The organism is Streptomyces sp. NRRL F-2580 (assembly GCF_000720115.1).
GTDB lineage: Bacteria > Actinomycetota > Actinomycetes > Streptomycetales > Streptomycetaceae > Streptomyces.
The window spans coordinates 177,430-187,925 of record NZ_JOIR01000019.1 but is presented as its reverse complement, the minus strand read 5'-3'; the positions used below and the strand labels follow the sequence as shown (position 1 = coordinate 187,925).

Genomic DNA, 10,496 nt, shown 5'->3' with positions numbered 1-10,496 from the left:
GACCGCAGCCATCTGGCACAACCGGGCCCACAACACACCACTGACCAGGTCACTCATCGCCTACGACCACTGACCAGGCCTTCGGACTTACTCGTCTAGACCTTCACGGTATGCGGATATCTGGGCGGTCAGTCCCACGACGTCGGGTCTCCTCCCTCTGATGCACACGCAAAGAGGCAACAGTAGCTCGACCGGCGCATCGGCCTGATGGCCGCCCGGCGCCGGAGCGTGTGGCACGATCACCGGCGTGATCACGGACGAGACGAGCGGGACGAGGATGACCCTGCTCCGCAGGGCCGCGCTGAACAACCGGATCGTCGCCGGGGCGGTCGTGAGCACCGGGGGCGGTGTGGTGGGCGTCTCCAACCTGTTCGCCGGTGACGGGGCTTCGGCCGACGCGGCCTGGGCGGGCGCCCTCACCGAGGCCGCCGCCCGCTGGCCGGACCTGGACGTCGTCGGCTACGAGGGCGGGGCGGACCTGGACACCGCGCTCCGCAGCGGTTTCACCGCCGTCGGCCCGCTGCGGGTCTGGCTGCGCACGAGCGAGGCCACCCGCCACCTGCGGCGCAGGACCGAATAGGACCCGCCCCGCAGCTTTGCACTTCATGATCGACTTCGATCAGACTGTGTGCCATGAAATCGCATCAGACGAGTGGGCTCATCGGCGCCGGCTTCGGAGTCTTCTTCGTCCAGGCGAACGCCGGAGCCCTGCCTCCGGCCGTCGCCGTTCCCCTGCGCCTCCTCGCGATATTCGCCTTCGTCTGGCTGTTCATCGCGCTGCGCCGGTCCCGCGTGCCCGCGGCGGACGCCGCCGATGCTCCGGCGCCGAGGAGGTTCGGTCGGGGCTACCTCCTCGTGGTGGCCGCCGAGGTGGTCGTCGTCGCGGCCGGCCTCTTCGTCATCAACCGCCTGCTGCACGTCCCGCGGGCCACGGTCGGCTGGATCGCCCTGATCGTCGGCCTGCACTTCTTCGGCCTCGCGGCGGTCTGGCGCATGCCCTCGCTCCGGCTGCTGGCGGCCGCGATGTCCGCGTGTGGCGCCGCCGGTCTGGTGCTGGCCGCCTGCGGCTGCTCCGCGGCCGTCATCGCGGCGGTCGCGGGCGTCACCCCGGGCGCCCTGCTGCTCGGCTCCGTCTGGTGGAGCGTGCGGACCGCGGCCCGGTCCGCCGGCAGCCCCGCGCGCCCGGACCGGGCCTAGCCTAGGCCAGCGGCAGGCGGGGGACGTCGGTCCGGTCGATCCCGAAGACCTGGGCGTACAGCGACAGTTCGGCCTCCAGCGCCCGGATCATGGTGTCCGCCCGGCGGAAGCCGTGGCCCTCGCCCGCGAAGGCCACGTATGCGTGCGGCACCGGCCGGCCCCGCAGCGCCGCCAGGAAGCGCTCCGCCTGGGCCGGCGGGCAGACCGCGTCGTCCAGGCCCTGGAGCAGCACGAACGGCGCCGTGATCCGGTCGGCGCGGGCCACCGGGGAGCGCTCGCGGCAGAGCACGGCGAGGGTCTGCGGCGGCCCGGCCAGGCTCTCGACGTAGCGGGACTCCAGGTCGTGGGTCTCCTCCGCGAAGCCCAGCAGGTCCAGCACCGGGTAGATGATCGCGGCGCAGGCGTAGAGGTCGGTGGCGGCCAGCGAGGCCGCCGCCGTCCAGCCGCCGGCGCTGGCGCCGCGGATGGCGAGCCGGGCCGGGTCGGCCGTGCCCTCGGCGGCCAGCGCCCGGGCCACCGCCGCGCAGTCCTCCACGTCGACCACGCCCCATTGCCCGCGCAGCCGCTCCCGGTAGGCGCGGCCGTAGCCGGTGGACCCGCCGTAGTTGACCTCGGCCACGCCGATGCCGCGCGAGGTGAAGTACGCGATGTGCAGGTCGAGTACGGGCGGCACGTGGTCGGTTGGGCCGCCGTGCGCCCACACCACGTACGGGGGCAGTTCGTCGGCGGCGGCCCGGCAGGCCGGGTGGTGCGGCGGGTAGACGTGCGCGTGGATCTGGCGGCTGTCCGGGCCGAGGAAGGTGCGGCTCTGCGGTTCCGGGTAGTAGGCCGGGTCCACCGGGTCCGCGCCCTGCGCGCCGATCACCCGGGCGTGCCCGGTCGCGGTGTCCAGCTCGACCACCTCGTACGCGCTGCGCGGGCTGGCGGCGACCCCGTAGACCCGGGTGCCGTGCACGGCGAGCGTCGGCTGCCAGGCCGTCCACGGACCGGCCGCGTCGACCAGGTCGCCGCTCTCGGCGTCCAGGATGCCGAGCACCGGGGAGCCCTGGCCGTGCAGGACGGCGAGGAGCCCTGCCCCGGCGCCCGCGGCCCGGGTGGCGCCGTCGGGCAGCGGGGCGATCCAGCGCAGTCCGGGCTTCCACAGCGGGCCGCCGAACTCCTCTTCCCTGGGGCACAGGTTGACGGCTCCGCCCGTCTCCGGGACCACCCGGTACGGGTTCCACCAGCCACCGCGGTCGCTCACCACGAGGAGGGTTCCGCCGACCGTCCAGTCCACCTGGGCCACGGACTCCTCAGGGCCGCCGAGCACGGTCCGGACGCCGGTCAGCGTGGCGTCCGCGGTGATCTCGGCCAGCTTCAGCTCGGTGCCGTCCCAGGGCATCCGGGGGTGGTCCCAGACCAGCCAGGCCGCGTGCCGGCCGTCCGGGGAGAGCCGGGGCCCGGTGGTGAACCGGTGCCGGTCGTCAGTCAACTCCCTTACGGCAGAGCGGTCTTGCGCCGCCGATCCGTCGAGCGGTACGGCGGCCAGCACCCGGCGCACGTCGGTCGGGGCGGGCCCGGTGAACTCCTCCAGCACGCACCACACCTCGCCGCCGCGCAGCACCGGGTCGGCCCACCGCAGTCCGCCGCCGGTCCCGGACAGGGGGGTGAGCGGACGCGGCGCGGCGTCGCCGGGCGCGTCCGGCTCGTAGGCGTACAGCCGCTGGTCGGCGAAGTGGACGAAGACCAACAGGGGCCCGCCGACGGGCCGTTCGGCTCCGGCCCAAGGCTGACCGCCGTACTCGGTGACCCGGCTGCGCACGTTCCACGGCGCGGGCAGCTCGGTGAACTCGGCCTCCCCGTCCGCGAGTCGGCGGCGGACGAGGGTGCGGCGGCCGGCCTCCCGCGGCCGGGGTTCGGTCCACCACACCTCGGGACCGACCGTGCCGACGTACTCGGGCCGGCCGTCGAGCGCGGCGGCGAGCGCGGCGTCGACGGGCGAGGGCCAGCTCCCGTAGGGCCGGGTCGGCGCCGCCATCACCGGGCCCCGCTCACAGGGACCGCAGCGCGTGGTCGAGTACGCGGACACCGAAGTGCAGGGCTTCGACGGGGACCCGCTCGTCCACGCCGTGGAAGAGGGCCCAGTAGTCGAAGCCGGGCGGGAGCTTCAGCGGGGAGAAGCCGTAGCCGGTGATGCCGAGGCGGGAGAACTGCTTGGCGTCGGTGCCGCCCGCCATGCAGAAGGGCACCACGTGCCCGTCCGGGTCGAACCGCTCGACGGACTCGCGCAGGATCGCGTACGTCCGCCCGTCCACCGGGGCCTGGAGCGGCACCTCCCGGTGGTGGAACTCCCAGTGCACGTCGGGGCCGGTCAGCTCGTTCAGGGTGGCGGTGAACTCCTCCTCGCCGCCCGGCAGCATCCGCCCGTCGACGTAGGCGGTGGCATGTTCGGGGATCACGTTGAGCTTGTAACCGGCGCTCAGCATCGTCGGGTTGGCGCTGTTGCGCACGGTCGCCTCGACCAGGGCGGCGGCCGGGCCGAGCTTGCCGAGGACCGTGTCGAGGTCGAAGCCGGGCCGGCGCGGGTCGACCGACAGGTCCTGGAGGGCGGCGAGTTCGGTGATGCACGCGGTGACGGTGTCGGTGAGCCGGACCGGCCACTCGTATGCGCCGATCCGCGCCACGGCGGCGGCGAGCCGGCTGACGGCGTTGGCCTTGTTGGGCTTGGAGCCGTGTCCGGCGGTGCCGCGCGCGGTCAGCTTCAGCCAGGCCGTGCCCCGTTCGCCGGCGGCGATGGGATAGAGGGCCGGGCCGCCGGCGCCGGTGTGCACGGTGAAGGCGCCGGACTCGCCGATGCCCTCCGTGCAGCCCTCGAAGAGGTGCGGGTGCCGGTCCGCGAGGAAGCCCGACCCGTCGACCGCGCTGTCCTCCTCGTCGGCGGTGTAGGCGATCACGATGTCCCGCCGCGGCTTCACTCCGGCGCGCGCCCAGGCCCGTACGACGGCCAGCACCATCGCGTCCGTGTTCTTCATGTCGACGGCGCCGCGGCCCCACACCACGCCGTCGCGGATCTCGCCGGAGAAGGGGTCCACGCTCCAGTCGGCGGACTCGGCGGGGACGACGTCGAGGTGGCCGTGGACGAGGAGGGCCTCGGCGCTGGGATCGGTGCCCTCGATCCGGGCGACGACGTTGGTGCGGCCAGGGGTGCGCTCCAGCAGGACGGGCTCCAGGCCGGCCGCCGCGAGCCGCTCGGCGACGTATTCGGCGGCGGGCCGCTCGCGGCAGTCGCCGCCGCCCCGGTTGGTGGTGTCGATGCGGATGAGGTCCGAGGTGAACTCGACGGCCTCGTCGAGGGCCGCTTCGTCAACGGCGTCGACAGCCTCCGCGAGCGCCCCGTCCTTGATTGCGTGCATGTCAGCCATACTGCTCCTCCACGGCCGCCGAGACGACCGTCGTGACCGCCTTGAAGGCGCGGATCCCCTCGTACATCGTCTCGCTGGTGTACGCGACCCTGCGCTCCCCGCACTGCTCCACGCCCGGGACGACCGTCGCGGTCATGGCCAGGTGCTCGGCGTCGAACTCCAGCTCCACCGTGAACGGGCCGCCGCGGACCGGCTCGTACCGCACGGCGAGGGCGGCGGCCTCCTTGGCCGCGGCCCGGATGTCGGCGGCGGTGCGGGCGGGGGTCCGGCAGACGGCGGCGTAGCGCGAGACGTGGTCCTTGACCGCGACGGTCACCGCGTCGGGGGCGTAGCCGGCGGCGTCGACGCACGTCAGGTCGTCGCCGGTGACGAGGACGACGGGGACGCCGTACTCGGCGACGACGTGCGCGTTGAGCAGGCCCTCGCTGGCGCGGACCCCGTTGACCCATACCCCGGTGATGGAGTTGGCCAGGTAGGTGTGGGCGAGGACGCCCTCGGTGCCGGCGCCGGTGTGGTAGCCGACGAAGGCGATGCCGTCGACGTCGCCGTGCTGGACCCCCTCGACCATGGAGAGGGTCTTGTGGCGGCCGGTGAGCATCTCCGCGCGGGAGTCGAGCCGCTCCAGCAGCAGGTTGCGCATGCTCCAGTGCGCCTCGTTGATGACGACCTGGTCGGCGCCGCCGTCGTGGAAGCCGAGCACGGCGGCGTTCACGTCGGAGGTGAACATGGACCGGCAGCGTTCCCACTGCGGGGTGCCGGGCAGCACGTCGGCGGGCCAGGTGACGCCGGTGGCGCCTTCCATGTCGGCGGAGATGAGGATCTTCATCGGGCCCCCGTGCGGTCGGATGCGCAGGGCCCCACACTAACCGCCGCACCCCTCCCCGGTCCGGGGCCACGCCCGGCCCCCGGGGGTCCGTTCAGTTCACCCGATCCGGTGAGGCCGGGTACCCGGCCCCACCGGCAACGGCCGGGCTCAGGCCTCGACTTCGGCGGCGAGGTTGGCCAGCAGGGTGTCGTAGATGCGGGCGAGGCCCTTGGGCGCGAAGGTGCGCTCGAAGAAGCCGCCGATGCCGCCGGCGCCGTTCCACACGGTGGTGACGACGGCCTTGGACTTGCCCTCGCCGGCCGGGGTGACCACCCAGGTGGTGACCATGGAGGAGTTGCGGTCCTTCTCCACGAGCTGTCCGTCGGTGGGCTCGGTGACCTCCAGCAGGCAGTCGCGCACGCGCTTGCTGGTGGCCTGGAGCTTCCAGTGGACGAGGGTGCCCTCGCCGTCGCCGCCCTCGCGCACCTCGTACTCGCTGAAGTGCTCGGGCAGCAGCTTCTGCCGGGTTCCGCTGTAGTCGGCCAGCGTGTCGAAGACCGTCTCCGCGTCGGCTCCGATGATGCGCTCCGTGGTGGCCTCGACCTGCGCCATGCCTGTTCCTCCAGCAGTTGTGTCCGCTCGTCACGGCGAAGCCAACCACCTCGGGGGCGGTGGCCCAAATCCGGGTCACACGTGACAGCGGACGGACACGAGGAGCGTGTCGTCCGGCAGCGCGGCGAGGTGGGCCGTGGTGCCCAGCGGCCCGGGGGCCGACGGCGGGGTGTGCGGGCAGGTCGCGGGGTCGTCGCAGGCGCCGTGCACGGGACGGCTCCCCTCTTCCCACCACCAGCCGTCGAGGGTGAGGACGTTGCTCGGCCCGGTGGCACGCGAGGCCTCGCGCGCGACGAACTCCTCCCGGGAGCGCCCGCCCAGCCAGCGGCGGGGGTCTGCGATGTCGAGGAGGGCGTGGCGGAACTCCTCGTCCGCGGGGTCGAGCGACAGCCCGGCGGCCCACTTCCGGAAGGCCGCGGCGGGGGTCTGCGCGAGGTACACGGCGTGGGCGGCCCGGCACCGCTTCGTGTACGCGCCCGCGTCGGCTCCCGGCAGCCGGGCCGGCTCGTACTCCTCCCACGGCCGGCCGGGCGGGTGCTCGCCGAGCAGGTCCTGCCAGCCGTCCCAGACCATGCCCGCGAGCCGGACGGCCCGCTTCCGGGCGTCGCCCACGACGAGCAGTCCGCGCGGGCCGCCCGCGCACCAGCCGGGCCGGCTCGGCTCCCGGGAGCCGTCCCGGAACGGCTGGTCGTGGACGATCCGGGGATCCTTCTCGTGGCCCGGCCGGATGCGGTGGCCGCACCCGTCGGCGCCGCCGGTGATCCGCCAGTGGTCCCAGATCCACAGGTCGTCGGAGTACGGGCGCGGCCCGTCGATCCGGAAGGGCTCCATCGCCTCCGCGACCGCCTCTTCCAGCCGGTCCCCGGCCGCGCCCGGAAGGCACACCGTGAGTCTGTATCCCGCCATGGGGCGGAGCCTCACACGGCCGCCACCGCTTCGACCAGCGAATATCCCGGCCCGCACGATCATGGGAACATTTGTTCTATTCTCGGGCCAGAGCTACCGAGGGAGGCGCTCATGCGCTGGGACAACCTGACCGAGGGCACCACGGGGCCCGCCGCGCTCTTCGGGGCCGACGCCGTCGTGACGCGTACCTTCGACACCCCCGAATTCCGCGGGATCACCTTCCACGAAGTGCGGGCCCGGTCCATCGTCAACCGGGTGCCCGGCGCCTCGCGCATGCCGTTCGAATGGACCGTCAACCCGTACCGCGGCTGCAGCCACGCCTGTGTGTACTGCTTCGCCCGCAAGACGCACAGCTACCTCGACCTCGACACCGGGCTCGGCTTCGACTCGCAGATCGTCGTCAAGACCAACGCCCCCGAGCTGCTGCGCCGCGAGCTCGGCTCGCCCCGCTGGAGCGGCGCGCACATCGCCATGGGCACCAACGTCGACTGCTACCAGCGCGCCGAGGGCCGCTACCGGCTGATGCCCGGCATCATCGAGGCCCTGCGCGACCACGCCAACCCCTTCTCCATCCTCACCAAGGGCACGCTGATCCTGCGCGACCTCCCGCTCCTCCAGGAGGCCGCCGAGCTCACCGAGGTCGGGATCTCCGTCTCCGTCGGCTTCACCGACACCCCGCTGTGGCGGACCGTCGAGCCCGGCACGCCCTCCCCCGCCGCCCGGCTGAGCGCCGTACGGACCCTCACGGACGCCGGCATCGAGTGCGGGGTGCTGATGGCCCCGGTGATCCCCTTCCTCGGGGACCGCCCCGAGCAGCTGCGGGCGACCGTCCGCGCCATCGCCGAGTCCGGGGCGACCTCCGTGACACCCCTGGTACTCCATCTGCGCCCCGGCGCCCGCGAGTGGTTCACGGCCTGGCTCGGCGAGCACCACCCGCACCTCGTGGAGCGGTACGAGCGGATGTACGCGGGCGGCTCGTACGCCCCCACCTGGTACCAGCGCCAGATCACCCGCCAAGTCCACGAACTCGCGGCCGAATTCGGCATCGGGCCGTCCCGGCGCGGCGAGGCCCGCCGGCTCGTCACCCCCGAGCGCCCGGCCGAGGAGGCGCCCGCCGGGGCCACCCAGCTCACGCTGCTGTGACCTCGGACGGCCGCCGAAGGCTCATCACATCGGGCCAATAAGCAGCCAAATCCCGCCTTCCAGGCGCGGTTTCCGGGACGATTCCGCCCAGAACCCTCGGCTGGGAGGCCCCATGCTGCACCCCTTGAAGAAGCGCGCCGCTGTCCTGCTGTCGATCGCCACCGTCGCCGCCGCCCTCGCGAGCCCGGTCGCCGCGGCCCCCGCGGCGGAGCGGGCCGCCGCGCTGCGGTGGACCGGCTGTGCGACCCAGCGCTATCCCACGTTGCAGTGCGCCTCCCTCAAGGTCCCCCTCGACCACGCCCGGCCCGCCGGACGCCAGATCTCCCTCGCCCTGACCCGGGTCCCCCATACCGCCGCCACCTCCCAAGGGCCGCTGCTGGTCAATCCGGGCGGGCCGGGCGGCAGCGGCCGCAGCCTGGCCGGGTTCATCGCCTCCGCCCTGCCCAAGGACGTGGCCGCGCAGTACGACGTGATCGGCTTCGACCCGCGGGGCGTCGGCCAGAGCGAGCCCGCCCTCGACTGCGCGGCCGGCCACTTCGCCCCCGTCCGGCCGGACTCCGTACCCGTCGACGAGGCGACCGAGCGGGCCAACCTGGACCGCGTGCGGGCCTTCGCCGAGTCCTGCCAGGCCAAGCACGCGGACGTGCTGCCGTACATCGGCACCGTCTCGGCGGCACAGGACATCGAGACGCTGCGCGCCGCCCTCGGCGCGGAGCGGATCAGCTACTTCGGCTACTCGTACGGGACCTACCTGGGCGCGGTGTACGCCAAGCTCCACCCGGGCCGGGTGCACCGGCTCGTCCTGGACTCCGTGGTCGACCCGGGCGGGGTCTGGTACGAGGACAACCTGGCCCAGGACCAGGCCTTCGACGCCCGCCACAAGGCGTTCCTGGCCTGGGTGGCCGCGCACGACTCCACCTACGGGCTCGGCACCGACCCGGCGGCGGTCGAGGAGCGCTGGTACGAGATGCGCGGGGCGGTGCGGGAGACCCCGGCGAGCGGCAAGGTGGGCGCGGCCGAGCTGGAGGACACCTTCATGCCGGGCGGCTACTTCAACGGCTACTGGCCGAACCTGGCCGAGGCCTTCGCGGCGTACGCGCTGAAGCAGGACCCGAAGCCCCTGGTGGCCGCGTACGAGCGGTTCGGCGCGGTGGAGCCCTCCGCGGGCAACGGCTACAGCGTCTACACGGCGGTGCAGTGCCGGGACTCGGCCTGGCCGCGGGACTGGAACCAGTGGCGCGCGGACATGTGGCGCACGCACGCCAAGGCGCCGTTCATGACCTGGAACAACGCCTGGTACAACGCCCCGTGCGCGTTCTGGCCGACGGAGCCGCTCCAGGCCCCGGACGTGACCAACGCGGACCTGCCGCCCGCCCTCCTCCTCCAGGCGACGGAGGACGCGGCGACCCCGTTCGCGGGCGCGCTCAGCATGCGGGACAAGCTGAAGGGCTCGGCCCTGGTCGTCGAGGAGGGCGGCGGCAACCACGGCATCGCGCTCAGCGGCAACAAGTGCCTCGACGACAAGGTGTCGGCGTACCTGAGGACGGGGCAGGCCGCGGACGCCACCTGCGCCGCCCAGGCGGCCCCGAAGCCGACCGCGGCGACGCGCGCGGTCCCGCCCTCGGCGGGCGGCGCGGCCCTGCACGGCCTGCTCGGCTTCCGGGGCTGATCAGGCGAGCGCGCGCAGTGCGGCCGTCGCCGCCACCGCGAGGCGGGGATGGGACTGGGCGCGGGTGAGGAGTTCGCGTGCGCGGGGGTCGGCGAGGGCGCCGAGCCCCTCCACGCAGGCCAGGGCCACCCGCCAGTACGGGTCGTTCGGGGACAGCAGCCGCGACAGGGTGGTCAGCAGGGCCGGTACGGACTCGGGGGCGCGCAGGGCGGTGAGCAGCCGGACGGGCTGGAGTGCGTAGGCCGTGCGCAGCCCGTTGGTGGCCAGGGCGGCCGCCGCGCGGGCGGTGCGCGGGTCGTCCAGGACGGCGAGCGCCTCGGCGGCGGCCGCGCAGCGGGGCGGGTCCCGGTGGTTGAGCAGCAGGACGAGGGACTCGAAGGCCCGGCGGTCGCCCGCGAGGCCGAGCCGGTACGCGGCCAGTTCGCGGGCCCACAGGGGCAGTCCGGCGGTGGTCAGGGAGGCTGCCAGGTCGTCGGGGCCGGCCGCGAGCAGGACCTCGTACTCGGGGGACTGCCCCGCCTCCGCCCGCAGGCGCTCCAGCACGTCGTTCACGCGGCCACCCTAGGCCGGGGCGGCGGCCGCCACGCCGGGTTCGGGGAGATCCGCGGCGGGCGGTTGATCGATGATCGATGATCGGTACATTTGGGCGGTACAGGTCACATCTCCGCGCGCTGGCGCACCAGTTACCGACGAGTTACTGTCCTCATAACGCAACACGTACGAGGGCGGCCTGGTGACGCAGCCGCCTCGTGCCAGTCGGTTC

At 73.9% G+C, this 10,496-nt stretch carries 10 protein-coding genes; 4 read left to right on the top strand and 6 right to left on the bottom strand.

Going from position 1 to position 10,496, the window contains the following annotated elements; all coding sequences use genetic code 11:
• Positions 1–247 precede the first annotated feature (247 nt).
• Positions 248–580 carry a hypothetical protein gene (locus IF88_RS0122725; protein ID WP_199808114.1) on the top strand — a complete coding sequence of 111 codons (333 nt, stop codon included), beginning with the start codon at positions 248–250 and terminating at the stop codon, positions 578–580.
• Between the two features lie 53 nt (positions 581–633).
• Positions 634–1,197, top strand: coding sequence for a hypothetical protein (locus IF88_RS0122720; RefSeq protein WP_030715434.1), 564 nt, complete (start codon positions 634–636; stop codon positions 1,195–1,197).
• A 1-nt stretch (position 1,198) separates the two neighbouring features.
• Here IF88_RS0122720 and IF88_RS0122715 read toward each other — a convergent pair whose 3' ends face one another.
• From IF88_RS0122715 to IF88_RS0122695, 5 genes are all read right to left on the bottom strand, one after another.
• Entirely contained in the window at positions 1,199–3,214 is a 2,016-nt protein-coding gene (locus IF88_RS0122715; RefSeq protein ID WP_030715425.1) for a prolyl oligopeptidase family serine peptidase, read from the bottom strand.
• A 13-nt stretch (positions 3,215–3,227) separates the two neighbouring features.
• A complete protein-coding gene (locus IF88_RS0122710) occupies positions 3,228–4,589 on the bottom strand; it encodes a M20/M25/M40 family metallo-hydrolase (RefSeq protein ID WP_234323652.1) in 1,362 nt (453 codons plus the stop codon).
• A 1-nt stretch (position 4,590) separates the two neighbouring features.
• Positions 4,591–5,424 carry a M55 family metallopeptidase gene (locus tag IF88_RS0122705; protein WP_030715421.1) on the bottom strand — a complete coding sequence of 278 codons (834 nt, stop codon included), beginning with the start codon at positions 5,422–5,424 and terminating at the stop codon, positions 4,591–4,593.
• A 147-nt stretch (positions 5,425–5,571) separates the two neighbouring features.
• Positions 5,572–6,015, bottom strand: coding sequence for an SRPBCC family protein (locus tag IF88_RS0122700; protein ID WP_030715419.1), 444 nt, complete (start codon positions 6,013–6,015; stop codon positions 5,572–5,574).
• A 75-nt stretch (positions 6,016–6,090) separates the two neighbouring features.
• Entirely contained in the window at positions 6,091–6,921 is an 831-nt protein-coding gene (locus tag IF88_RS0122695; protein ID WP_158754511.1) for a hypothetical protein, read from the bottom strand.
• Between the two features lie 111 nt (positions 6,922–7,032).
• On the opposite strand from IF88_RS0122695, the gene IF88_RS0122690 reads away from it, so the two are divergent.
• Both IF88_RS0122690 and IF88_RS0122685 read left to right on the top strand, forming a co-directional pair.
• The gene (locus tag IF88_RS0122690) at positions 7,033–8,064 is read left to right on the top strand and encodes an Rv2578c family radical SAM protein (protein WP_030715408.1); all 1,032 of its coding nucleotides are present in this window, start codon (positions 7,033–7,035) and stop codon (positions 8,062–8,064) included.
• A 112-nt stretch (positions 8,065–8,176) separates the two neighbouring features.
• Positions 8,177–9,733 carry an alpha/beta hydrolase gene (locus IF88_RS0122685; RefSeq protein WP_199808113.1) on the top strand — a complete coding sequence of 519 codons (1,557 nt, stop codon included), beginning with the start codon at positions 8,177–8,179 and terminating at the stop codon, positions 9,731–9,733.
• Here the strand turns inward: IF88_RS0122685 and IF88_RS0122680 are convergent, their stop codons facing one another.
• Positions 9,734–10,285, bottom strand: a complete 552-nt coding sequence (locus IF88_RS0122680) for an adenylosuccinate lyase (protein ID WP_030715403.1) — start codon at positions 10,283–10,285, stop codon at positions 9,734–9,736. It lies immediately after the preceding gene.
• Positions 10,286–10,496: the final 211 nt, after the last annotated feature.

Bases quoted from the DNA above. Each gene is read 5' to 3' on its own strand.
- IF88_RS0122695 (WP_158754511.1), bottom strand. From the start codon at position 6,921: ATGGCGGGATACAGACTCACGGTGTGCCTTCCGGGCGCGGCCGGGGAC.
- IF88_RS0122715 (WP_030715425.1), bottom strand. From the start codon at position 3,214: ATGGCGGCGCCGACCCGGCCCTACGGGAGCTGGCCCTCGCCCGTCGAC.
- IF88_RS0122705 (WP_030715421.1), bottom strand. From the start codon at position 5,424: ATGAAGATCCTCATCTCCGCCGACATGGAAGGCGCCACCGGCGTCACC.
- IF88_RS0122690 (WP_030715408.1), top strand. From the start codon at position 7,033: ATGCGCTGGGACAACCTGACCGAGGGCACCACGGGGCCCGCCGCGCTC.
- IF88_RS0122700 (WP_030715419.1), bottom strand. From the start codon at position 6,015: ATGGCGCAGGTCGAGGCCACCACGGAGCGCATCATCGGAGCCGACGCG.
- IF88_RS0122720 (WP_030715434.1), top strand. From the start codon at position 634: ATGAAATCGCATCAGACGAGTGGGCTCATCGGCGCCGGCTTCGGAGTC.
- IF88_RS0122685 (WP_199808113.1), top strand. From the start codon at position 8,177: ATGCTGCACCCCTTGAAGAAGCGCGCCGCTGTCCTGCTGTCGATCGCC.
- IF88_RS0122710 (WP_234323652.1), bottom strand. From the start codon at position 4,589: ATGCACGCAATCAAGGACGGGGCGCTCGCGGAGGCTGTCGACGCCGTT.